General features: G+C 63.8%; 20 protein-coding genes. 11 read left to right on the top strand and 9 right to left on the bottom strand.

The window, feature by feature from the left end:
- Positions 1–147: 147 nt before the first annotated feature.
- Positions 148–1,887: an amidohydrolase gene (locus AC1RMG_RS18545; RefSeq protein ID WP_493169851.1), complete on the bottom strand. Its 1,740-nt coding sequence runs from the start codon at positions 1,885–1,887 to the stop codon at positions 148–150.
- 106 nt (positions 1,888–1,993) lie between these two features.
- Here AC1RMG_RS18545 and AC1RMG_RS18550 point away from each other — a divergent pair, with 106 nt between their 5' ends.
- The 4 genes from AC1RMG_RS18550 to AC1RMG_RS18565 all read left to right on the top strand — a co-directional run bounded on the left by AC1RMG_RS18550 (position 1,994) and on the right by AC1RMG_RS18565 (position 5,924).
- Positions 1,994–2,908, top strand: a complete 915-nt coding sequence (locus AC1RMG_RS18550) for a LysR family transcriptional regulator (protein ID WP_019094508.1) — start codon at positions 1,994–1,996, stop codon at positions 2,906–2,908.
- A 354-nt stretch (positions 2,909–3,262) separates the two neighbouring features.
- A complete protein-coding gene (locus AC1RMG_RS18555; RefSeq protein ID WP_072450085.1) occupies positions 3,263–4,246 on the top strand; it encodes a DUF1852 domain-containing protein in 984 nt (327 codons plus the stop codon).
- 27 nt (positions 4,247–4,273) lie between these two features.
- Positions 4,274–5,308 (top strand): methionine synthase, encoded by a 1,035-nt coding sequence (locus tag AC1RMG_RS18560; protein ID WP_176707094.1) that lies wholly within the window; start codon positions 4,274–4,276, stop codon positions 5,306–5,308.
- 106 nt (positions 5,309–5,414) lie between these two features.
- Positions 5,415–5,924, top strand: coding sequence for a flavin reductase family protein (locus AC1RMG_RS18565; protein ID WP_011061792.1), 510 nt, complete (start codon positions 5,415–5,417; stop codon positions 5,922–5,924).
- An 87-nt stretch (positions 5,925–6,011) separates the two neighbouring features.
- Here AC1RMG_RS18565 and AC1RMG_RS18570 read toward each other — a convergent pair whose 3' ends face one another.
- On the bottom strand, positions 6,012–6,482 hold the full coding sequence (locus tag AC1RMG_RS18570) for an Lrp/AsnC family transcriptional regulator (protein WP_011061793.1): 471 nt from the start codon (positions 6,480–6,482) through the stop codon (positions 6,012–6,014).
- A gap of 124 nt (positions 6,483–6,606) precedes the next feature.
- Between AC1RMG_RS18570 and AC1RMG_RS18575 the strand changes: the two genes are divergently transcribed.
- The 7 genes from AC1RMG_RS18575 to AC1RMG_RS18605 all read left to right on the top strand — a co-directional run bounded on the left by AC1RMG_RS18575 (position 6,607) and on the right by AC1RMG_RS18605 (position 15,893).
- Positions 6,607–7,860 (top strand): methionine gamma-lyase, encoded by a 1,254-nt coding sequence (locus AC1RMG_RS18575; protein WP_493169854.1) that lies wholly within the window; start codon positions 6,607–6,609, stop codon positions 7,858–7,860.
- Positions 7,861–7,981: 121 nt separating this feature from the next.
- A complete protein-coding gene (locus tag AC1RMG_RS18580) occupies positions 7,982–9,115 on the top strand; it encodes a branched-chain amino acid ABC transporter substrate-binding protein (protein ID WP_011061795.1) in 1,134 nt (377 codons plus the stop codon).
- A gap of 723 nt (positions 9,116–9,838) precedes the next feature.
- Positions 9,839–10,381, top strand: coding sequence for a phage tail protein (locus AC1RMG_RS18585; protein ID WP_125063030.1), 543 nt, complete (start codon positions 9,839–9,841; stop codon positions 10,379–10,381).
- A 36-nt stretch (positions 10,382–10,417) separates the two neighbouring features.
- Positions 10,418–11,002 (top strand): phage tail protein, encoded by a 585-nt coding sequence (locus AC1RMG_RS18590; RefSeq protein WP_015635979.1) that lies wholly within the window; start codon positions 10,418–10,420, stop codon positions 11,000–11,002.
- Between the two features lie 27 nt (positions 11,003–11,029).
- Complete coding sequence (locus AC1RMG_RS18595; RefSeq protein WP_015635980.1) at positions 11,030–11,581, top strand: phage tail protein; 552 nt, start codon at positions 11,030–11,032, stop codon at positions 11,579–11,581.
- On the top strand, positions 11,575–12,123 hold the full coding sequence (locus AC1RMG_RS18600) for a GNAT family N-acetyltransferase (RefSeq protein ID WP_015635981.1): 549 nt from the start codon (positions 11,575–11,577) through the stop codon (positions 12,121–12,123). Before AC1RMG_RS18595 ends, AC1RMG_RS18600 begins: the two co-directional genes overlap by 7 nt.
- 290 nt (positions 12,124–12,413) lie before the next feature.
- A complete protein-coding gene (locus AC1RMG_RS18605; RefSeq protein WP_493169857.1) occupies positions 12,414–15,893 on the top strand; it encodes an autotransporter domain-containing protein in 3,480 nt (1,159 codons plus the stop codon).
- Positions 15,894–16,033: 140 nt separating this feature from the next.
- Here the strand turns inward: AC1RMG_RS18605 and AC1RMG_RS18610 are convergent, their stop codons facing one another.
- From AC1RMG_RS18610 to AC1RMG_RS18640, 7 genes are all read right to left on the bottom strand, one after another.
- Entirely contained in the window at positions 16,034–17,446 is a 1,413-nt protein-coding gene (locus AC1RMG_RS18610; RefSeq protein ID WP_011061801.1) for an aspartate aminotransferase family protein, read from the bottom strand.
- Positions 17,447–17,448: 2 nt separating this feature from the next.
- Positions 17,449–18,897, bottom strand: coding sequence for an APC family permease (locus AC1RMG_RS18615; protein ID WP_011061802.1), 1,449 nt, complete (start codon positions 18,895–18,897; stop codon positions 17,449–17,451).
- Positions 18,898–18,990: 93 nt separating this feature from the next.
- Positions 18,991–20,481, bottom strand: a complete 1,491-nt coding sequence (locus AC1RMG_RS18620) for an aldehyde dehydrogenase (protein WP_493169860.1) — start codon at positions 20,479–20,481, stop codon at positions 18,991–18,993.
- Positions 20,482–20,711: 230 nt separating this feature from the next.
- Positions 20,712–21,875: an acetylornithine deacetylase gene (gene argE / locus AC1RMG_RS18625; protein WP_019094862.1), complete on the bottom strand. Its 1,164-nt coding sequence runs from the start codon at positions 21,873–21,875 to the stop codon at positions 20,712–20,714.
- Positions 21,868–22,545 (bottom strand): DUF1028 domain-containing protein, encoded by a 678-nt coding sequence (locus tag AC1RMG_RS18630; RefSeq protein WP_011061805.1) that lies wholly within the window; start codon positions 22,543–22,545, stop codon positions 21,868–21,870. Before AC1RMG_RS18630 ends, argE begins: the two co-directional genes overlap by 8 nt.
- 70 nt (positions 22,546–22,615) lie before the next feature.
- Positions 22,616–23,026 carry a RidA family protein gene (locus AC1RMG_RS18635; protein WP_011061806.1) on the bottom strand — a complete coding sequence of 137 codons (411 nt, stop codon included), beginning with the start codon at positions 23,024–23,026 and terminating at the stop codon, positions 22,616–22,618.
- Entirely contained in the window at positions 23,026–24,342 is a 1,317-nt protein-coding gene (locus tag AC1RMG_RS18640) for a flavin-containing monooxygenase (protein WP_493169862.1), read from the bottom strand. The genes AC1RMG_RS18635 and AC1RMG_RS18640 overlap by 1 nt, the downstream gene beginning before the upstream one ends.
- Positions 24,343–24,377: the final 35 nt, after the last annotated feature.

Here is a 24,377-nt window from a genome sequence, read left to right on the forward strand (position 1 = left end):
GGATACGCTCTGGCCACGTCAATCATCGCCGTGCAGAAAAGTGTTTGGAGACGAGCTGATCACCTGTAGGAGCTGGCTTGCCAGCGAAGGCGTCGGCAAAAAAAACCCGCGATCAAGATCGCGGGTCCGCTCTGCATCACCGCAGAATCACGGCCGACGGTACACCTCGCGCCCGGCAAAATAGGTCGTCAGTACCTGGGTATCCGCCAGTTGCTCCTGGGGCACCTGGAACACATCGCGGTCAAGAACGATCAGGTCGGCCTGCTTGCCCGGGGCCAGGCTGCCGATCTGCTGCTCCAGGCCAATGGCCCGCGCGGCGTTGCGGGTGTAGGCGTAGAACATGGTTTCCCGGTCGATGCCTTCGTCCTTGTTCAACACGCCCTTGGGCCCCTTGCGGCTGATGGCCTGGGCGATGGCCTTCCAGGGTTCCGGGGTGCTTACCGGCCAGTCGCTGGCCCCGGCGATGGTGGCGCCGTTCTTCAGCAGCGAGCGGGCCGGGTACATGAAATGGAACTGCATGGCGCTGATGTAGGGCTGGAGCAAATCGATGCTCAGCTCATCGGCGGCGGCCCAGTACAGCTGCATGGAGGCGATCACGTCCAGTGGCTTGAAGCGGGCGAACTCCTTGGGGTTGACCATCTGCAAGTGGGTGATGGAGTGCACCACCCCACTCTGGCGATCACGCCGCGCCTGCTCGATGCCGTTGAGGGATTCGCGCACCGCGCGGTCGCCAATGGCATGCACATGCACCAGCCAGCCACGGGCATCGGCGGCGCTGACCAGCTCGCCGAAATGCGCCGGGTCGATCAGCAGTTCGCCATCCTTCTTCGAGTTCTTGTAGGGGGTCAGCAGGGAAGCGGTTTGCGCCGGAAACTCGGCGACACCGTCGGCGAAGATCTTGATCCCCGGCAGGCTCAGGTTCGGCACCCCGAGGAACTGCTGGCGCACCTGCTCCAGCACCTCCAGGTCCGCCGGGCGGCTCTTGGGATTGGCCACCATCAGGGCCGCGACCCGCTGGGTCAGCTCGCCCTTCTGCGCCAGCGCCTTGTACACCGGCAGCACACCGACGGTCTGGGCCGTGGGATGCATGGCGAACAGCGCGTCGCCCGGGGTGGCGTTGGCCGCCGGGTCCATCAGCGCGGTGATGCCCAGGCTCAGGTTGAGGTCGCGGGCGGCGCGCCCGGCGTCGAGCAACTGCTCGAAGCTCGGCGGCGGCAGCTGCGAGGTCAGGGCCGAGAGCCCGGCATCGGCGACAAAACCGTTGGGGCTGCTGTCCGGGTGATGGCCGATGGTGGCCTGGGCCTCGCCCTGCAGCGCCTTGACCCGCGCGGCGTCTATGCCGCCGCGCTTGAGCATGGCGCGGTTGGCCCAGCCGGTGTGGTAGTCCCAGCCAACGAACAGAATCGGTACATCGGCCCATTCGCCCTGGTTGAAGCGCTGTTCCAGGGCGTCCACCTGGCTCCAGTAGGTCGAGGGAAAACCGCTGACGCTGAGGATCTCGCCATGCCGCGCCTTGCCGTCATCGCGCCAGCCGCGCAGGCGCTGCTCCAGCTCGTCCAGGGGCAGTTGCTGGGTTTCCAGGTCGGCGGCCTTGAGCTTCAGGCCCCCGAAGATGGCATGACTGTGGCTGTCGATGAACCCCGGCATCAGCACCTTGCCCTGCAGGTCGATAACCTGGGTGCCCGGAGCCTTCAGCGCCAGCACCTGGGCATCGCTGCCGACCATGGCGATACGCCCCTGCTCCACCGCCACCGCCTGTTGCAGGGGCTGGCCCTGCTCGGCGGTGAACACCTTGGCGTTGTGCAGCACCAGGTCCACCGCGGCCTGGCTGTACAGCGAGACCAGGGCCAGGGCCGAGGCCAGCGTGATATTCAGCGTCTTTTTCATTGTTGTTCGCACCCTTGGCTCAGAATGCGCCAGAGACTAGCCAAGTCACCGGTGCTTAAGAATACTGCTTCGCGCAACCCATCCTTTCCAAAGAGGCAAGACTGCAATGGACCAGCTGGGCGCCATCACCATGTTCGTGACCACGGTCGATCAGGGCAGCTTCACCCGCGCCGCCGCGTGCCTGGGCAAGACCACCTCGGCCCTGACCAAGGCAGTGAGCCACCTGGAGAGCCAGCTCGGCACCCGCTTGCTGGAGCGCTCCACACGCCGGATCGCCCTCACCGAGGCCGGGCATATCTACCTGGCCAGCGCCCGGCAGGTATTGCGCCAGCTGCAACAGGCCGGGGAAGACATCGAGCGCCTGCAGCAGGAAATGTGCGGCACCCTGCGCCTGGTGGCGCCGCCCTCCTTCGCCCCGGCCTTTCTCAATGGCGCCTGCTACGGCTTTCTTGAGCAGTACCCGCAGATGCGCCTGGACGTGGAGCTCACCGACGAATTCGTCGACCTGCAAAGTGGCGGCTATGACCTGGCCGTGCGCGACGGGCCGGTGGAACTGCCGGACCTGATCGCCCGCCCGTTGACGGCCAACCGCATCCTGCTCTGCGCCAGCCCGCGCTATCTGCAGCGCCAGCCCTTGCCGGTGACCCCGGCGCATTTTGCCGAGCATGACTGGCTGATCTTCCGTCACCCGGCATTGAACCCGCATTTCTGGCGCTTCACCTTGAATGGCGAGCAGCAGCGTGTGCCCCAGCCGGTGCCGCGGCTGGCCAGTGACAATTACGATTTCCTGTTCGGTGCCCTACTGGCCGGGCTGGGCCTGCAACTGTGCCCGCAGTGGAGCGCCGCGCCCTACCTGCGTCGCGGCGAGCTGGTGCAACTGCTGCCCGAGGCGCAGCTGGACCCGGAGCAGTTCGGCCCGAGGATCCATGTGATCTACCCCGCCCACAGGCGCCAGACCCGCAAGCACCAGGCCTTCATCCAATGCCTGAACCGCTACCTGGACGAGCAGCAATTGCATTGATGGGCCAGCTCCCGGCCCATCTGGCGCTGGCAGCCCTGTCGAGTGCGGCCGCAGCCACCACGGGTCGGATTGCGCCAGAGCCCAGGCATACACATCAACCAGTGGTTTGGCCGGGCAATGAATACTGGGGCAAATAGGCTTTTGCGATTGAGTGACTATCACATCATGAATGTGACTAAAGACCTGGTGAAATCAATTCATTAGTACTCAATTAATAGCTCGACATAAGATGCGCCTCAATAATAGACAACATAAAGACTACCGAGAAAAAGTAGCCAGGAACAAAACTGGAAAGCACTGAAAGCCAACAAACAAGTTCAGGACTTATCTCGGAAATCAGGATGCCAGATCACAATGAACAACGATTTCACATTCACCATCAAGAGCATTTGCTTCGACGAAGATTATCACCCGTCCGAGAATACGCGCATCACCACCAACTTTGCCAACCTGGCCAGGGGCAAGAGTCGCCAAGAAAACTTGCGCAATACCTTGAGGATGATTGACAACCGCTTCAATGCCTTGGCGCATTGGGACAACCCCAAGGGCGATCGTTATACAGTCGAGCTTGAAATCATCTCCGTGGAGATGGACATCGACACTCAAAGCAGTGGCCATGCCATCCCTCTGATTGAAATATTGAAAACCAATATTTTCGATCGAAAGACCAACGAACGCTTTGAGGGCGTTGTAGGAAACAACTTTTCCTCTTACGTACGGGACTACGACTTCAGCGTGCTATTGCCGGAGCACAACAGGGAGCGACCAAAGTTCAGCATTCCGGAAAACTTCGGAGAGCTGCATGGAAAGCTATTCAAGCATTTCATCAACTCCAGCACTTACAAGGAAAACTTCAACAAGCCACCGGTGATCTGCCTGAGCGTTTCGAGCAGCAAGACCTACCATCGGACTGAAAACCAGCACCCTGTACTGGGCATTGAATACCAGCAGGACGAATATTCTCTAACAGATGAATACTTCAACAAGATGGGGTTGAAAGTTCGCTACTTCATGCCGTCCAACAGCGTTGCGCCTTTGGCTTTCTACTTTGCCGGCGATTTGCTCAGTGATTACACCAACCTGGAACTGATCAGCACCATCAGCACGATGGACACCTTCCAGAAGATTTACCGGCCAGAGATCTACAATGCCAACTCTGCGGCAGGCAAATCCTATCAACCGAGCCTGAAGCACCAGGACTATTCATTGACTCGAATTGTCTATGACCGAGAAGAACGTAGCCGCCTGGCGATTGAGCAAGGGCAGTTTGTCGAGAACAACTTCATCAAGCCATACCAGAACATTCTTGAGCAGTGGTCCGCCAATTACGCTCTTTGACTCATCAAAAATACAAGGTCACCCATGATGAAAAAGTTGTTACCCACTTCAACTGCCGGCAGCTTGCCTAAACCTTCCTGGCTTGCACAGCCTGAAACGCTCTGGTCGCCCTGGAAGTTGCAAGAGGAAGAACTGGTTGAAGGCAAGCAGGACGCCTTGCGCTTGTCACTGCAAGAACAACAGCAAGCAGGCATTGATATCGTCAGTGATGGCGAGCAGACACGTCAGCACTTTGTCACGACGTTCATCGAACACCTCAGCGGCGTTGATTTTGCAAAACGTGAAACCGTCAGGATTCGTGATCGCTATGATGCGAGCGTCCCCACGGTGGTGGGGGCTGTCAGTCGCCAGAAGCCGGTTTTCGTGGAAGATGCCAGGTTTCTGCGCCAGCAGACCGAGCAACCCATAAAGTGGGCGCTGCCAGGCCCGATGACGATGATCGACACGCTTTATGACAGCCATTACAAAAGCCGCGAAAAACTGGCCTGGGAATTCGCCAAGATCCTCAACCAGGAAGCCAGGGAGCTGGAGGCGGCCGGCGTGGATATCATCCAGTTTGATGAGCCCGCCTTTAACGTCTTCTTCGATGAAGTGAATGACTGGGGTGTGGCCACCCTGGAAAGAGCCATTGAAGGTCTTAAATGCGAAACGGCGGTGCACATTTGCTATGGCTATGGCATCAAGGCCAATACGGACTGGAAAAAGACCCTGGGCTCAGAGTGGCGGCAATATGAAGAGGCGTTCCCCAAGCTGCAGAAATCCAGTATCGATATAGTCTCGCTGGAATGTCACAACTCTCATGTCCCAATGGATCTCATTGAACTCATCAGAGGCAAGAAGGTGATGGTCGGGGCCATTGATGTGGCCTCCAACACCATTGAAACACCCGAGGAAGTGGCCGACACCTTGCGCAAGGCATTGCAGTTCGTGGATGCCGACAAGCTCTATCCCTGCACCAACTGTGGCATGGCACCCTTATCCCGTGGCGTGGCAAGGGGCAAGCTGAAGGCTTTGAGTGCCGGCGCAGAAATCATCCGCAGAGAACTCTCGAACCTGCGCTGAGCTAAAGCCGCAAGTGGTGTGCCAGAGGGGTGAAGCGGTGGATTGAAAAGCCGCCGCTTCACCCCTCTGCGCGCTGTCGGACAGTACCCAATATTCAGGACCCGCCATGTCACTTCCCAGTACGGCTATCGAGCCAATGCGCTTTCGCGAAGCGCTCGGGCACTACGCATCCGGCATCACGGTGATTACCTCACAGGTTGATGGCGAGCCGCTCGGCTTCACGTGCCAGTCGTTCTATAGCGTGTCGATGAGCCCGCCGCTGGTGTCATTCAGCGTCATGTCCAGCTCGGCCAGCTACCCCAAGATTCGTCAGGCGGGCCGCTTCATGGTCAATATCCTCTCAGGCGAGCAGGTCAGGATTTCCAACCAGTTCGCAAGCAAAGGCACGGACAAGTGGCAGGGAGTTCAATGGCAGGAGTCGCCGCTGGGCAACCCGATCATTGCCGGCAGCCTGCACTGGCTCGATTGTGAAATTCACGCCGAACACGTCGCAGGTGACCACCTGATCGTGATAGGTGAAGTCAAGGCGCTGAACCTGCAGCAAGCGGCTGCTGCGCAGCCATTGCTGTATTTCAAAGGACAATATTGCAACCTCGCGGCCCCGGGCGCGGTGTGAACCCTGGCCGGCGCTCCTTCGCTTTGGGCCTGTTTCAGACAGCAAGGTTGCTTGTGAATCGCAAGGACGCTGGCGCCCCACCTGCGCTCACTCTTGTACCGGAATCTGCCGCAACGGCTTGACCGACTTGAAGGAAAAACTCGAATAGATCTCCTTCACCGCCGGCAGGGTCTGCAACACTTCACGGGCGAATTCGCCGAAGGATTCCAAGTCCTTGGCCAGCACTTCGAGGAGAAAGTCGTAGCGCCCGGAGACGTTGTGGCAGGCGATGATTTCCGGGATCTCCAGCAGCCGTTGTTCGAAGGCCCGGGCGGTGTCCTGGGAGTGGGATTCCATCATCACGCTGACAAAGGCGGTGACCCCATAGCCCAGCGCCTTGGGCGAGAGGATCGCCTGGTAACCGGTAATCACCCCGCTCTCTTCGAGAATCTTCACCCGGCGCCAGCACGGCGAGGTGGTCAAGGCGACGCTGTCCGCCAGCTCGGCGTTGGTCAGCCGGGCGTTGTCTTGCAGGGCGATCAGCAGGGCTTTGTCGATACGGTCCAGATCGAGGGGCATGTCTTACCTTTTTATCTTATTTTTATGGTTATTTATTCCAATTATTCGGTTTTAAAGGGCCGATATTGGAAATTATTGCGCCGGGTTTGAGCATAGCATTAGAGCAAATCCGGGAGCGTTCACCATGAACAATAAAAACAGTGACCTTGGTTTTTCCACCCGTGCCATCCATCACGGCTACAACCCCCAGGAGCATCAGGGCGCGCTGATCCCGCCGATCTACCTGACCTCCACCTTCACCTTCGCCACCGCCGAATACGGCGCCTGCTGTTTTGCCGGTGAAGAACCCGGCTACTTCTATACCCGCATCGGCAACCCGACCCTGGCGTTGCTGGAAGCGCGCATGGCTGCCCTGGAAAACGGCGAAGCGGCCGTAGCGTTCGGCTCCGGCATGGGGGCGATTGCCGCGACCTTGTGGACCCTGCTGCGCCCGGGCGACGAGGTCATCGTCGGCCAGACTTTGTACGGTTGCACCTTTGCCCTGCTGCACCACGGCCTTGGCGAATTCGGCGTCAAGGTACGCCATGTCGACCTGACCGACCTGGGCGAGCTACGGGCGGCCATCGGCCCGGCCACGCGGATGATCTATTTCGAAACCCCGGCCAACCCCAACATGCAACTGGTGGACATCGCCGCCGTGGCCCAGGTGGCCCGCCAGCATCCCGGCCTGCTCGTGGCGGTGGACAACACCTACTGCACACCTTACCTGCAGCGCCCGCTGGAACTGGGCGCCGACCTGGTGCTGCACTCGGCCACCAAGTACCTCAGCGGCCATGGCGACATCACCGCCGGCATCGTGGTCACCGGCCAGGCCCTGGCCGAACGCATCCGCCTGCAGGGCCTGAAGGACCTGACCGGCGCGGTGCTCTCGCCCCAGGACGCTTTTCTCCTGATGCGCGGCCTCAAGACCCTGGCCCTGCGCATGGATCGCCATTGCGCCAACGCCCAGGCCGTCGCCCAGTTCCTCCAGGACCACCCCGCCGTGGCCTGGGTCGCCTACCCGGGGCTGGCATCCTTTGCCCAACACGCCCTGGCCGCAAGACAGATGAAGCTGCCCGGCGGCATGATCGCCTTCGAACTCAAGGGCGGGCTGGCCAGCGGGCGACGCTTCATGAACGCCCTGGGGCTGTTCAGCCGCGCGGTCAGCCTGGGGGATGCCGAATCCCTGGCCCAGCACCCGGCGAGCATGACCCATTCCACCTACACCCAGGAGGAACGGGCCGAACACGGCATCGCCGAGGGCCTGGTACGGCTGTCGGTGGGGCTGGAAGACATCGCCGACCTGCTGGCCGACATCGCCCAGGCCCTGGACGCCAGCGCCGAACCCGCGCGCCCCACCCTGGAGGCCGTGAGCCGAATCGGCAAGGCCCTGCCTTGAGCAGGATCAGCACATCTGGCGGCAAAGCCGACTACAACACCCTGCCGGCGCCCGGGCCCCGGCAGTCCAGGCAACACCCGCAACACCCTTAGAACCGTAACCCACAGGAGTGGAACAACCCATGAGTCGTATCAATAACAAAGCCACCCAACTGCTCAGCGCCATGATCCTTGCCGGCCTGGCCTGCCATTCCATGGCAGCCGACAGCATCCGGATCGGCATCGCCGGGGCCAAGACCGGCCCGGTGGCGCAATACGGTGACATGCAGTTCAGCGGCGCGCGCATGGCCATCGAGCAGATCAACGCCAAGGGTGGCGTCGACGGCAAGCAACTGGTGGCCGTGGAATACGACGATGCCTGCGACCCCAAGCAAGCGGTCGCCGTGGCCAACAAGGTGGTCAACGACGGCGTCAAGTTCGTGGTCGGACACCTGTGCTCCAGCTCCACCCAACCCGCGTCGGACATCTACGAAGACGAAGGCATCGTGATGATCACCCCGGCCGCCACCAGCCCAGAGCTGACCGCCCGTGGCTACAAGATGGTGTTCCGCACCATCGGCCTGGACAACGCCCAGGGCCCGGCGGCGGCACGCTACATCGCCCAGCTCAAGCCGACCAATGTGGCGGTGCTGCACGACAAGCAACAGTACGGCGAAGGCATTGCCAGCTCGGTCAAGGACATCCTCGGCAAGGAAGGCATCAAGGTGGCGATGTTCGAAGGCATCAACGTCGGCGAACGCGACTACTCCTCGATCCTGGCCAAGCTCAAGCAGGCCAATGTGGATTTCGTCTACTTCGGCGGCTACCACCCGGAAATGGGCCTGCTGTTGCGCCAGGCCAAGGAAAAGGGCCTGACCGCACGCTTCATGGGGCCTGAAGGCGTGGGCAACGACTCGATCTCGCAGATCGCCAAGGACGCTTCCGAAGGCATGCTGGTGACCCTGCCCAAGTCCTTCGACCAGGACCCGGCCAACAAGGCCCTGGTGGAGGCCTTCGAAGCCAAGAAGGAAAACCCCAGCGGCCCGTTCGTGCTGCCGTCCTACTCGGCCGTGGAAGTGATTGCCGGAGGCATCGCCGCAGCCAAGAGCGAAGACCCGGAAAAAGTCGCCGAGGCGATCCACAAGGGCACCTTCAAGACCCCCACCGGCGACCTGAGCTTCGACGAGAAAGGCGATCTCAAGGACTTCAAGTTCGTGGTCTATGAGTGGCACTACGGCAAGCCGAAAAGCGTAGCGGCGGAAAACGCCGGGCTCTAAGCCGGGCACCGGGTGCCGCCTGCCAGGGCAGCGGCGCCCTACCCGTTTCAGGTGCAAGGCCTGAAAGAAACTCTGCACACCGTTTGAACAACGCCCTTCAAGCCAGACTTAAAGCACTAATTCCCGAGTATTCTAGTTGGGAACAACTTAAAGAACGGGTAACAACAAGGACCGCTTCGGGTAACACTTTCCAAAGCCTCTGCTTATACTCCAGAACCCTCCCCATGGAAGCGGCCCATGCTTCCCGCCCAGGAAGATCGTTAGCCTGCTTTGTTTTCTTCTGAACTTTTCACTGCCGTCTCCCGCTCAACTAGAGCTCGTGATGAAAGGGCCTGAAAAGCCCGAACTAGAGGACTTTCGCGAGCAGCGCAATAACCCCCCGCCCACCCGCCGCAAGCCAGCATTCGATAGCCCCAAGCCCCTTATCCTTAGTGCCAAGCCGCTAGGCATGAGGCTTACCGCGCTGCGCTTATGCAGCAACTAAAACGTTAAAGCACAAGACTGTGACGCGCATCGAATGTTACCGATCAAGATGAACTTAATGTTACCGACCAAGTAAAAAAGATAAGCCGAAAACCCACTAACACCGGGAAGTAGTTCCTCTTTTTTCATGGATAGAAATACTGTTTGCTAACTAAATTCGATTTTGTATATCGTGCGCAACATCAAATTGCCAGCTGCGGAAAGTACTTCTGCCAGGCCTTTTTTCAAGGAGCGAAGAACATGGAACCCTTTCTCGGCGAGATTCGTCTGTTCCCTTGGGCCTGGGCCCCACAAGGCTGGCTTTTGTGTCAGGGCCAGGTGCTGGCGGTAAACGACTACATGGCGCTGGCAACACTGCTCGGCAACCGTTACGGCGGCGACGGCCGAACCACCTTCGGCCTGCCGGACCTGCGAGGCCGGGCAGCACTGGGGGAGAATCTCGATGCTTCGACCGCCCCTTTGCTGGATCTGCGGGAGCTGGCCAGCATGGACGGAACCGAACTGGTCGCGCTGAATGCCAGCAACCTGGCAACCCACAGCCATATCGCCAACGTCTCAACCGCAGCAGGTGTCGCCGGGCCGGCGGGCAATATTCCCGCCATCAGTTCGAACTCCAAAGGCGCTGTCTCGAGATCCACCTATGTAGCCTTCGGCGATACAAGTCACGTGACGCTCAACATCACCACGGTGGTGAGCCCCCCCGGCCTTCCGATGTTGAACATCCAGCCGTCGATCGGCGGCAACTTCTGCATTGCCATCACTGGTACCTACCCACCTCGGTAAGCAAACGCCCACAGCCTAACGACTAAGGAAAGCAATATGTCTGATGCATACCTCGGAGAGATCCGTATGTTTGCCGGCAACTTCGCCCCCAAGGGCTGGGCCTTGTGCAATGGCACCGAGTTGCCGGTCAAGGGCAACGACGCCCTGTTCAGCTTGATCGGCAGTACCTATGGTGGCGATGGCCGGAACACCTTCAAGCTCCCGGACTACCGCGGCAGAACCCCTGTCGGTCAGGGCAGCGGACCGGGCTTGTCTAGCTGGTCCCTGGCCGAGAGGGCGGGCGTCGAGCAGATCACTCTCACAGCAGAGAACACGCCGCCGCATATTCATGGATTCCAGGTCAGTGCCAACGAGGCGGCATCCGCCGTGCCGGTTGCCATCACCCCACCGATCAATAGCCTGAGTTTCGGCAAGTTCAAGCGGGTAAGCCCGACAGACAGCGTCACCGGGCTTTACAGCAAGGGAACCAACAATTCCACGATGGTCAGCTTGAACCCGAGTTTTCTCAGCCCGGCCCTGGGCGTGGCCAATAAATCGGTCGCCCCCCACAGCAACATGATGGGGTCCCTGGTGATCAACTACATCATCTGCATGACGGGCCTCTACCCATCGAAGCCCTAGTCCCTCTTTTTTCAGGAACGATCGACCATGGATGCTTTTACTGGTGAAATTCGGCTTTTTCCCTTCAACTTCGCCCCTGTGGACTGGGCCGTCTGCGACGGTCGACTGTTGCTCGTGAATGAGTATCAAGCGCTCTATTCAGTGATCGCCAACATTTATGGTGGCAGTAACGGGATCAACTTCAATCTGCCCGATCTCCGCGGCCGCGTCGCCATAGGTGAGGGTCAGGCCCCCACCCTGAGCATGCGCACCCTGGGCCAGAAACTGGGCGGCGATAAGACCATCTTGAAACCGGAAAACTTCGCCCCCCACACCCATCAGGTATTGGCCCAGGATGGTAGCGACAACGCCATGGCCCTGGACCTAGCCGATAACACGGCCTACCTGGCACAACCACGGGGGATTCGCTTGTACAACGCCAGAGTGCAGGCCACTGGCGGGCCCAGCCTGCACCCCGATACGGTGGCCCCTGCCGGGATGGACACCGCCAAGGCCGAGTCGCAGCGTTATGCGATGCAACCCTTTCTGACGCTGCGCTATTGCATCTGCCTGAACGGCGAGTATCCACAAAGGTGGTGATAAGCCCAGCCTGCGCCCCCCTCCTGCAAGCGGTGCTGCCGGTCGGTGGCGCTCTGCGCCTGCAGAACACCACCGACCAGGCCTTCCTGCGGGAGTTGTTCGTGTCTCGCCGCTGGGCCGAGGTCCGTGCCGTACCCGGCTGGAGCGACGCCCAGCGCCACGCATTCCTGCACAGCCAAGCCGAGCTGCAACGCCAGCACTATGAGCGGCACTACCCGGGAGCACAGTGGCTGATCATCGAACAGGCCGGCGAAGCAATCGGCCGCCTGTGCCTGCATCGGCAAGCCACTGACCTGCGCGTCGTCGATATCGCCCTGCTGCCTCACTGCCAGGGCCTGGGCCTGGGCAGCGCATTGCTGCGGGAAATCCTGACCGAAGCCGATACCCAGGGCCACTCTTGTAGCCTGAGCGTCGAACTCGGCAGCCGGGCCCAGGGCCTGTACCAGCGCCTAGGGTTTCTGGCCGGTGACGAAAACGGCCTGTATGTGCAAATGCGGCGCCCGGCACGGCAATTGCCTCGGGAGGAGCTGGACAACCCCTGAAAGCCCGGATGACGGCTGTAGGCAGGTCTCGCGGAACGGCGACCTGAATTTTACCCTTTGACCTTGACTCATTTAACGCTGGATGCGGCCGCGACAAAGCTGATCGCAAATGGCAGGGAGCCTTTATGAAAACATCGCGCAGTAGTTTCCACGGTTCGCTGGCACGTTCGCTGGTCCTGCTTTTTCTGCTTTTGAGCCTGCCAACGGCCGCCATGGCGCTGCTGCCGCCCCCCGTGATCACAAGTCCGGGGACGGGCACCACGCTGCCATCGGTCACGGTGGGCCAGTCGATGAGTATCCAGATCCTTTCCAGCGGCGGTGAAATGCCCCTGGATAAGTGGTACCAGTGTGATATCGACGATCCAGACGATACGGCCCCCTGCCTGCCACCGGGGCTGATCCTCGATGCCTCACCCAACAGTCCGACCACCACGCTGCATGGTGCACCTACCATCGCCGGCAACTACACCTTCAACATTTCCCTGAATGACGGCAGAAACCAGGCCGGGGTCGCCACCTATACCCTGGAGGTTACCGGCGCGGCGACCCCGACCCTGACCTCGGTTGCCCCCAACTCCGGCAGCACCGCTGGCGCCACCGCCGTCACCCTCACCGGCAGCAATTTTACCGGCGCCACCTCGGTCAGCTTCGGCGGCACGGCGGCCCCCAGTTATACCGTCAACAACGCCACGACCATCACGGCCACCACACCGGCTCATGCCGCGGGCGCAGTGAACGTAACGATCATTACCCCTGGCGGCAGCGCGACCCTGACCAATGGCTATACCTACGCCGTGCCCACCCCCACAGTCGGCCCGGTCAGCGCCACGGTGGCCGCCAACAGCAGCGCCAACTCGATCACTCTGAGCCTCAGTGGCGGCGCCGCCACCAGCGTCGCCGTGGCCAGCGCCGCCAGCCATGGGACTGCCACGGCCAGCGGCACCAGCATCAGCTACACCCCCACCGCCGGTTTCTCCGGCACCGACAGCTTCACCTATACCGCCACCAACGCCAGCGGCACTTCCAGCCCGGCTACGGTGACCATCACCGTCACCCCGCCCACCCTGGCGATAACACCGACGACTCTGCCCAACGGCACTCAAAGCACGGCCTACAGCCAGACCCTGAGCACCTCCGCGGGCACCGCCCCCTACAGCTACGCGATCACTGCCGGCAGCCTGCCGGCCGGCATGAGCCTGAACACCGGCACCGGTACACTCAGCGGCACCCCCACTGCCGGTGGTGCCTTCAACCTGACCATCACCGCCACCGACGCCTACAGCGCCACCGGCTCTCGCGCCTACACCTTGTTGATCAACGGCCTGCCACCAGTTGCCAACGCACTGAGCACCACGGTCGCGGCCAACAGCAGCGCCAACACGATTCCCTTGAACATCACCGGTGGTGCCGCCACCAGCGTCGCCGTGGCCAGCGCCCCCAGCCATGGCAGCGCCACGGCCAGCGGGACCAGCATCAGCTACACGCCTGCCGCCGGTTTCTCCGGTGCCGACAGTTTCACCTACACCGCCACCAACGCCAGCGGCACTTCCAGCCCGGCCACGGTGAGCATCACCGTCGGTGCCCCGAGCATCACCCTGAGCCCCGGTTCCCTGAGCAACGGCACCGCCGGCACGCCCTATAGCGCTACCCTCAACGCCACCGGCGGCACTGTGCCCTACAGCTACAGCATCACATCCGGCAGCCTGCCGACCGGCCTCAGCCTGAACACCGGCACCGGTGCGATTAGCGGCATACCAAGCGCCGCTGGCACCTTCAACCTGACCATCACCGCCACCGATACCAACGGCGCCACCGGGTCCCAGGCCTACTCGATCACCATCAATATTCAGGCACCGGTTGCCAGCGCCGTCAGCGCCACGGTCGCGGCCAACAGCAGCGCCAACCCGATCCCTCTGAGCCTCAGTGGCGGCGCCGCCACCAGCGTCGCCGTGGCCAGCGCCGCCAGCCACGGGACTGCCACGGCCAGCGGCACCAGCATCAGCTACACCCCCACCGCCGGTTTCTCCGGCGCCGACAGTTTCACCTACACCGCCACCAACGCCAGCGGCACTTCCAGCCCGGCCACGGTGAGCATTACCGTCAGCGCGCCCAGCCTGGTACTGACCCCGGCGTCCCTGGGGGCCGGCACGGCAGGCAGCCCCTACGGCGCAACTCTCAGCGCCACCGGTGGCACCGTTCCCTACAGCTACAGCATCACCAGCGGTAGCCTGCCGACGGGCCTGAGCCTGAACTCTGCCAGCGGCCTGATCAGCGGTACGCCGACTACCAGCGGCAGCAGCAACCTGGTCATCACCGCCACCGATGCCAACGGTGCCACGGGCTCACAGGCCTATTCGATCACCATCGCTGCCGTGGCGATCACCGTGCCCGCCTCCAGCCAGATCCTCGCAGCGGGCCAGTCGGCCACCGTCGACTTGACCCAGGGCGCCACCGGCGGCCCGTTCACCCACGCCACCCTGGGCACGGTGACCCCGGCCTCGGCCGGCCGGGCGATGATGATGGGCCCCTTCTCGATGCGCTTCGTGCCATCGGCGGCCTTCGCCGGTACGGCGGTCGTCAGCTTCGGCCTGCACAACCTCAGCGGTTCCAGCGCCTCCAGCACCATGAGCTTCATCATCCAGACCCGTGCGGACCCGACCAGGGACGCCGAGGTCATCGGCCTGCTCAACGCCCAGACCCGCGCCGCGGAACGCTTTGCCAGTACCCAGATGGACAACTTCAACCAGCGTATGGAGCAGTTGCACCAGATGCGCTGCGACCGCAATTCGTTCAACGCCAGCTTGCGCAAGGACGGCAGCAACGTACCGCTGGGCGAGGTCGCCAAGGTGATCAAGGAACAACTGGGAGATTCGGCCCACCAGACCGAGCAGGAAAAACGCGAGGCCGCCGCGGCCGCGCAGGACAACTGCAAGCAGGATGACCTGGCGTTCTGGAGCGACGGTTTCGTCAACACCGGCTCGACCCACGCCCGTGGCGCCCAGGGCAACAGTTTCACCACCCTGGGCCTGAGCGCCGGCGTCGACTATCGGCTGTCGCCCACGCTGATCGCCGGGGTCGGGATCGGCTACGGCAACGACCGCAGCGAGATCGGCAGCAACAAGACCCGCAGCGATGCGGACGCCATCGGCATCGCCACCTACCTGAGCCTGAACCTGGCGCCCCAGGTGTTTGTCGACGGCCTGCTGGGCTACAACCGCATCAGCTTCGACTCGCGTCGCTACATCACGGGCAGTAACGACGACTATGCCCGTGGCTCGCGCGATGCCGACCAGTTGTTCGCCTCGCTGACCGCCAGCTACGAGTACCGCCAGGGACCACTGTCGCTGACCCCCTACAGCCGCTTGAACGCCAGCGTCACACGCCTGGACGCCTTCAGTGAAAAAGGCGGAGGCATCTACGGGCTTTCCTATGACGAGCAAAACCAGCAGAACTTCACTTCCTACCTGGGCCTGCGCACCGGTTACGACCTGATGACCCGGGTCGGCGTGGTCACCCCCAAGGTCGGCCTGGCCTGGGGTCACAACTTCAGTAGCAGCAGCGACTACAAGATGCGCTATACCGACCAGGGCGATGAAGGCCTTCTCTACCGGCTCAAGCCCGACGCCCTGGACCGCGACTTCGCCAGCCTGGACATGGGTGTTGACTTCAACCTCGGGCGTGCCTGGCAAATGGGCTTCTCCTATAAGACCGCGCTGGGTTCGGATGAACGCAACGACAGCCTGCGCATCGGTTTGAACGGGAAGTTCTAGAGGCTGACCACAGGCTAACGCCCCATCACCGGGGCATGCAGAAGGAAATGCTTCCCCTGCCGAGTGACAGGTAAAAAAAAGCCGCCGCAGCCAGGCTGCGGCGGGTGATGCCACTCAAGGGGGGCGGGTCTGTGTCGCGCTTAGCTGCTCGGCAGGGTACCGGCCTCGATTTCCCCGGCGGTGCGTTCCACTGCGCGGCGGGTCTTGTCCACCAGCTCGTCAATGTCGCCACGGCTGGCCACCAGGGCCGGGGCCATGATCATCCGCCCGAAGGTCGAGCGAATGATCACCCCCTCTTCGAAGCCCAGGGTGCGGCAGCGCCAGGCGATGTCGTTCTCGTTGGCGAAACGCTTGCGGCTGGCCTTGTCCTCGGCGAACTGCAACGCCGCCACCAGCCCGGTGCCCTGGATCTCGCCGATCAGCGGGTGGTTGCCGAACACTTCCCGCAGGCACTGCTGCAGGTAGGGGCCGGTATCGTTCTTGACCTGGCTCACCACCCCTTCATCGCGCAGGGCCTTGAGGTTGGCGATGGCCACGGCCGCTGCCACCGGGTGCCCGGAATAGGTCAGGCCGTGGGCGAACACCCCGCCCTGCTCCACCAGTACCTGGGCAATGCGCTTGCTCAGCACCAGGCCGCCCATGGGGATGTAGCCGGAGGTCAGGCCCTTGGCGATGGACAGGGTATCGGGCTCGAAACCGAAATGCTGGTGGGCGAACCATTCGCCGGTACGACCGAAACCACCGATCACTTCGTCGGCGCACAGCAGCACGTCGTACTGACGACAGATGCGCTGGATTTGTGGCCAGTAGCTTTCCGGCGGGAAGATCATGCCGCCCGCGCCCTGGAACGGCTCGGCTATGAAACCGGCGACGTTCTCGGCCCCCAGTTCGAGGATCTTCTCCTCCAGCTGGCGGGCGCAGCGCAGGCCGAATTCGGCGGGTGTCAGGTTGCCTTCGTGGGCGAACCAGTAAGGCTCGTCGATATGCGCCACGTCCGGGATCAACCCGCCCATGTCGTGCATGAACTTCATTCCGCCCAGGGCCGTGGCCGCCAGGGTCGAGCCGTGGTAGCCATTCCAGCGGCCGATCATCACCTTCTTCTGCGGCTGGCCGAGGATCTGCCAGTAGCGGCGCACGCTGCGGATCAGCACCTCGTTGGCCTCGGAACCGGAGTTGGTGTAGATGGCGTGGCTGTAGTGCCCGGGCAGCAGGCTGAACAGCAACTCGGACAGCTCCACCACCGCCGGGTGGGTGGTGTGGAAGAACATGTTGTAGTACGGCAATTGCTCCAGCTGGGCGCTGGCGGCAGCGGCCAGGTCCTTGCGGCCATAGCCCAGGTTGGTGCACCACAGGCCGGACATGCCGTCCAGGTAGCGCTTGCCGTCGTTGTCCCACAGGTGCAGGCCCTCACCGCGGACGATCACCCGCGGGCCCTCGGCGTTCAGCGCCTTCTGGTCGAGGAAGGCATGGATATGGTGCGCGGCGTCGGCGGCCTGGTAGTCCTGGGTGCTGCGGGGCGCGGCCGGCTGCGGCTGTTGGTTGGAGGTGCTCATGGTCATTCTCCTGCACGGTAGGCGGGTTCAAGGGAAGGTTGGGTTGCCAGGGTCGGTTCGCCGGGCAGCAGCGGTTCGGGAACGAACAGCGGCTTGCGCATCACCAGCTTGATCCAGACCACGGCGATCAGCGAAATCACCCCCAGCACCACGCCGGCACTGCCGAAGATCCGCGCGGTCATCTCGGGGGATGGGGAAACGTGGTAGATCGCAAACAGCATGCCGACGATACCCAGCACCTGGGGCCAGGGGTAGAACGGCGAGCGGAACGGCCGTGGCGCATCGGGGTAGCGGCGGCGCAGGGCGATCACGTCGATGTGCACGACGATATAGGCCAGCAGCCACGCCAGGGCGGCGGCCAACAGCAGCAGGCTGATGGAATCCGGGTCCTGGCCCAGCAGCAGGATCGGCAGCCCGGTCAGCGCCGCCACGAACAGCACCGCCACCCAGGGCGTACGGCCACGGGGGCTCAAGCGCTTGAACTGGGGAAAGGCCTGGCCGTTCTGGGCCATGCCGTAGAGCATCCGCGGCAGCGCCGCCAGGGACGAGTTGACCGTGCTGCAGGTGGCAGTGATCACCGCCCCCACCAGGAACAGCTTGCCGGCCTCGCCGAACACCGTGGTGGCGAACAGGAAATGCGGCAGCGGATCGCTGGCCAGTTGCGCCCGCGGCACACAGAGCAAGGCGCCCAGGCAATAGAGGGTAATCACCAGGAAGATCACGCTCAGGCCGATGATCATCGAACGCGGGATATTGCGCTCCGGGTTGCGGGTTTCCTCCACCAGCGGGCAGACGAACTCGGCACCGACAAAGCCCCAGATGGCCATGGCCGCCAGCGCCAGGGCGCCGACTTGCAAGGGGTTCCAGCCCTGGTCCAGGGGCAGTTGCAGGTCGGCCTGGGCACTGCTCACCGCGCCCAGGCCCAGGGTCAGCAGGATCACCACCATCACCACCGCCAGCACCGTCTGCAGCTTGGCGAAGACGTCGATGCCCAACAGGTTGAGCAAGGTGAACACCCCGAGTACCCCATAGGCCACCAGCATCGGCGGCAACGCGCCGGGGTAGACCTTGCCGATGATCAGGTCCAGGAGCAGCAGCTCGGCGGACAGGGCGAACATCGCCACCACCATGTAGCCGGAGAAGGTCGCGAGGATCGCCGGGAAATGCCCGATGGCCACCTCGGTGTAGCTGCTCAGGCTGCCGGCCCGGGGCACCATCAGCGCCAGTTCGGAAAACGACAGGGCATAGGTCAGGGCCAGCAGGTAGGCCAGCAGCAGCGGGATGAAGAAGCCCAGCCCGGCCATCCCCGCCCCTTGCAGCATCAGCACCATCACCCCCTGGGACACCACCAGGCCGACAGCCACCGAGACCAGTGAACCCAGGCCCAGGACCCGGCGCAGGCCGCCCTTGCTGGTGGGGCTCAAGGCCCCCGTGGAGAGATTTGCAGTCATGGCACGCACTCCGTTCTTATTGTTGTTGTGGGCCTGCCGCCGGGGCGGCAGGTGCAGCGGCGCCAGCCCGGCGCCGCAGAGGGTTCACAGCGCTCAGCGCAGCTGGAACCAGGTGGTTTTCAGTTGGGTGTACTTGTCGAAGGCATGCAGCGACAGGTCGCGACCGAACCCCGACTGCCGGCCACCGCCAAACGGCACGGTGACGTCCAGGGCATCCACGGTATTGACCGACACCGTGCCGGCCCGCAAGCGCCCGGCGACCCGGTGGGCGCGGTTGAGGTCGTCGCTCCACAGCGAGGCGGCCAGGCCGTAGACGCTGTCATTGGCCAGCGCAATGGCCTGTTCCTCGTCGTCGAACGGCGTCACCGCCAGCACCGGGCCGAACACTTCTTCCCGGGCGATGGCCATCGCCGGGCCCACGCCGGTGAGGATGGTCGGCTCGATGTAGTTGTCGCTGCCATCGATGCTCAGTTGCCGGCCGCCACAGGCCAGCTGCGCGCCCTGCTCCCGGGCCACCGCGATATGCCCCATGACGCTGGCGGTCTGGCGCGCGTCGACCATGGCCCCGGCACGGCTGGCCGGGTCCAGCGGGTTGCCCGGCCGCCAGTCCCCGGCCTTGGCCTTGAGGCGCTCCACAAACTGTTCATGGATGCTGCGCTGCACCAGCAGCCGCGAGTTGGCGGAACACACCTCGCCCTGATTGAAGAAGATGCCGAAGGCGGCCTTCTCTGCGGCCAGGTCCAGGTCCTGGCAGTCGTCGAACACCAGGTTCGGGCTCTTGCCACCGCATTCGAGCCAGACCTGCTTGAGGTTGGACTGCGCCGAATACTGCATGAAGAACTTGCCCACCTCGGTGGAGCCGGTGAACACCAGGCAATCCACGTCCGGGTGCAGGCCCAGGGCCCGTCCGGCTTCGCTGCCCAGGCCCGGCACCACGTTGAGCACGCCTTCCGGCAAACCGGCCTCCAGGGCCAGTTCGGCCAGGCGCAGCGCCGAGAACGGCGACTGCTCGGCGGGCTTGAGCACCACCGAGTTGCCCACCGCCAGAGCCGGCGCCAGCTTCCAGGCGGCCATGTCCAGGGGGAAGTTCCAGGGCACCACCGCGCCGATCACCCCCAGGGGCACGCGGCTGATGCTGGCGTGGCTGTTGCGGGCGCCGGGGGCCACTTGATCGTAGAGCTTGTCGATGCTTTCGGCGTACCAGGCGAAGACATTGGCCGCGCCGGGCACGTCGATGTTCCAGGCGTCCATCACCGGCTTGCCCATGTTCAGGCTGTCCAGCAGGGCCAGTTCCTCGCGGTGGGCCAGCATCAGTTCGGCCAGGCGCAGCAGGACCTTCTTGCGCTCCACCGGGGCCATGCGCGCCCAGGGCCCGTGCTCGAAGGCCCGACGCGCGGCGGCCACCGCCAGGTCCACCTCGGCTGCGCCACAGGCGCTGACCCGGGCCAGCACCTGGCGGGTGGCCGGGTTGATGGCATCGAAGGTAGCGCCGGATTCGGCGGACAACCGCTGGCCGCCGATCAGCGCCTGGTCAATGAATGTTTGTCGGGCAGCCCGCTGCTGCCAGTAACCGAGATCGAACACGCTGCATTCCCTCGTCGGCCGTTGCGACGGCCTGCTGGTTATTGGGTCCAGAGCGATGGTGCGTCACAGCGGGCCAGAGGAAAAATACTAAAAATATGTTCGAGTCCCATGAAAAAGCTCTGCAACCAGACGGCCTGGCGCCCCACGCAAAACGCCGCCATCCGGAGGTCCGGATGGCGGCGAATGGGCACTGTCCCGTGGCTAGGGCGCCTGGGTGGAGCGCATCCGGTTCAGGCCGGGTGCTCCAGCCAGTCGCCCAGGCGCAGCAACAGGGCGTCGCAGGCGTGCAGTTGCTCAAGGCTGATGAACTCGTCGGGCTTGTGGCCCTGGTCCATGCTGCCCGGGCCGCAGACCACCGTGGGAATCCCGGCCTGATGGAACAGCCCGCCCTCGGTGCCGAAGGCCACGGTGCCGAACTCCCGCGAGCCGCTGAGCAGCGCCAGCAGTTCGGCGGCCTCGCTGTCGGCAGCGGTGGCCAGCCCCGGGTAGGCACTCAGAGGTTGCAGGGCGATCCCGGTGTCGGCCTGCACCGCCTGCATCTGCGGCAGCAGCTGTTCCCGGGCATAGCCTTGCAACTGGTCCACCACCGCCTGGGCGTCATAGCCCGGCAGGGTGCGCACCTCGAAATCGAACTGGCACTCGGCCGGCACAATGTTCAGGGCCCGGCCGCCCTGGATGGTGCCGGTCTGCACCGTGGAGAACGGCGGATCGAAACGTGGGTCGTGGTGCTCGGGTTGCGCCAAGCGGCTGCCTATCTCCCCCAGCTTGCCAATCAGCCGCGCCGCGTACTCGATGGCATTGACCCCATAGGGCGCATAGGCGGAATGGCAGGCCGCGCCGCGCACCTGGCAACGCATGGCCAGCTTGCCCTTGTGGCCGAGCACCGGGCGCAGCTCGGTGGGCTCGCCGATCAGGCACAGCAGCGGTTTGTGCGGCCGCTGCTGCATTCGTTCAAGCATCGGCCGCACCCCCAGGCACCCCACCTCCTCGTCATAGGAAAAGGCCAGGTGCACCGGCAGCCGCAAGCGGCGCCGGGTCAGGCCCGGCACCGCAGCCAGCACCGAGGCGATGAAACCTTTCATGTCGGCGGTACCGCGGCCGTACAGGCGCCCTTCGCGCTCGCTGAGGACAAAGGGCTCGACGCTCCAGGCCTGGCCGTCCACTGGCACCACGTCGGTGTGGCCGGACAGCACCACACCGCCACGATCCTCGGGGCCGATGCTGGCAAACAGGTTGGCCTTGGTCCGCTCCGGGTTGTAGATCAGCTCGCTGTGCACGCCATGGCTGGCCAGGTAATCGCGGATGAAGCCGATCAGCTCCAGGTTGGAGTCGCGGCTGACCGTGGCAAAGCCCACCAGCCGCGCCAACAACTCGCGGCTCGATTGTTCACTCATTGCCCGGCACTCCGTAGCTGGGCGCCGCTGTCGGGTCCAGGGCGCGGGTCAGGTAGTCCTGCATCTGCGGCCGGTAGGCCTGCCACAGGCCGGCGAGCTGGCCGATGGGGTCGGCGTCGGCCCAGTCCACCCGCAAGTCGACGATGGGCCAGGTCAGGTCGTCCACCACGCTCAGCGCCGCCGAATGCACCGGCCCCGCCTCGCCCCCCGCCGCCATCGCTGCCTGCATCGCCGCCAGCAGGCGCTCCACCAGCATGCCCGGGGTGTTTTCAAAGGCCTGGACCATGGCCTCGATCACCTGCGGGCCTGCCAGCAGGTTGCCGGCCGCCACGCACTGCTCCCCCGCCACAGCGTTGTGCTGGCCCAGGGCTTCCTGGCCGCTGAACAACGCGGTGCGGCCCTGGCTGTCGATCACCGTGACCTGGCGATACTGGCTCCAGCCGTTGCTGCCCAGGGCCCGGTCCAGGGCGCTGGCCGGGTCGAGCTTCTGGCCCTCCAGCAGGTCGAGGATCTGCGGGCCCAGGGCCGGCAAGGTGACGTTCTGGGTCGCCACCGCGCCCACTCCGGCCCGCACCCAGGGGCAGCGCGCGCCCACGGCGATGCTGGAAGAACTGATGGCGATGCCCAGCTGGCCGGTTTCGGCGCAGCGTCCAACGATGGAAAAAGTCATGCAAACTCCCTGGCCCACAGGGCCTTGTGGCAAGCGCGGCACAAGGCCGCCGGAACCTTCGGCAACCCCCTCACTCGGGGATCACCGCGATCACGTCGATCTCCATCAGCCACTGCGGCTGGCCGAGGGCCGAGACCACCAGCCCGGTGGAGATCGGGAACACCCCCTTGAGCCACTTGCCTACCTCCTGGTACACCGGCTCGCGATAGCGCGGGTCGGTGAGGTAGGTGGTGGTCTTGACGATGTGGCTCAGATCGCTGCCGGCCTCTTCCAGCAGTTGCTTGACGTTTTTCATCGCCTGCTCGGCCTGGGCCCGCGGGTCGCCGAGGCCGACCAGCCGGCCGTCGAAGTCGGTGCCGACCTGGCCGCGCACATACACCGTGTTGCCGGCGCGCACGGCCTGGCACAGGTCGTTGTCCAGGGACTGGTTGGGGTAGGTGTCCTTGGTGTTGAACATGCGGATGCGAGTATGAGTAGGCATCAGTGGGCTCCCACGGGGCTGAGGTTGAGGGCCGGTGCTTCGGCGGTAGCCACCGGCTGCCGGGCGTCGCTGTAGGCCTGGTACTTGCGCTGGGTGGCGATGTGATCGGCGACATGCTTGGCGTCGTGCCACACCCCCCAGATAAACGACGAGCCACGGCGCGACAGCCAGGGCAGGCCGAGGAAGTAGACCCCCGGCTCGCGGGACACGCCGCGCTGGTGCAGGGGCTTGCCCTGTTCGCTGAAGGTGTCGACCTGCAGCCAGGAAAAGTCCACGGCGTAGCCGGTGGCCCAGATGATCGAGGTGATGCCGGCCTGTTGCAGGTCGAGTTCGAGGATCGGCTGCTTGACGCAGTCCGGGTCCGGCAGGCGCCGGCGGGCTTCGGGCTCCAGGGGCAGGTCGAGGCCGTTGCGGGCGATGTAGGCATCCGCCGCGTCCAGCAATGCCAGGTAGTTCTCGTCGCCCCGGGCCAGGTTGTCCAGCAGGTCGGCCTGGAAGGTCACGTGCTCGCCGGCAAAGGCCTTGGTCAGCCCCACCAGGGTGATGCCCTGGTGCGCCAGGGCGCGGAAGTCGATGGTCTGGCCGCCGCGGGCGCCGCTGACGGCAATGGTCACGTGCTCGCGCCCCGGCTTGGCGATCTCGGCGTCCCACTCTCCCAGCACCCCGAGCCACCAGCAGAAATCCCGGTTGCGATAGGAGCGCGGTGGCCGGTCGTGAGCCCCCACCGACAGGTAGACCCGGCGCCCCGCACGCTGCAGCTCATCGGCGATCTGCACCCCGGACGACCCCGCGCCCACCACCAGCACCGCGCCCTCGGGCAGTTGCTGCGGGTTGCGGTATTCGGCGGAGTGGATCTGCGTCAGCCGGTCATTGGCCGGGGCAATCGGCGGGATCACCGGACGCTGGAAAGGCCCGGTGGCGGCCACCACCCGTTGGGCCTGGATCAGCCCTTCGGAGGTTTCCACGGTGAAGCCCGGGCGGCCGACATTGCGCAGTACCTTGCGCACTTCCACGCCGGTGCGGATCGGCGCATTGAACTTGCGCGCATAGGCTTCGAAATAGTCCGCCACCTGGTCCTTGGCCGGAAAGGCATCGGCGGCGACATCGAATTCCATCCCGGGAAAGCGGTCGTGCCAGGCCGGCCCGTTGGCCACCAGGGAATCCCAGCGCCCGGTGCGCCAGGCCTCGGCCACCCGGCTGCGCTCCAGCACCAGGTGCGGCACCCCGAGCTTGCTCAGGTGCTCGCTTATAGCCACGCCGGCCTGGCCTGCGCCCACCACCAGGGTGTCCACTTGTATGGGTTGTTCTACGGTCATGTCTGTGTCCTTCTGCGAGACGAATGGCGCCGGCC

This window comes from Pseudomonas sp. GW822-FHT04H02 (assembly GCF_058800645.1).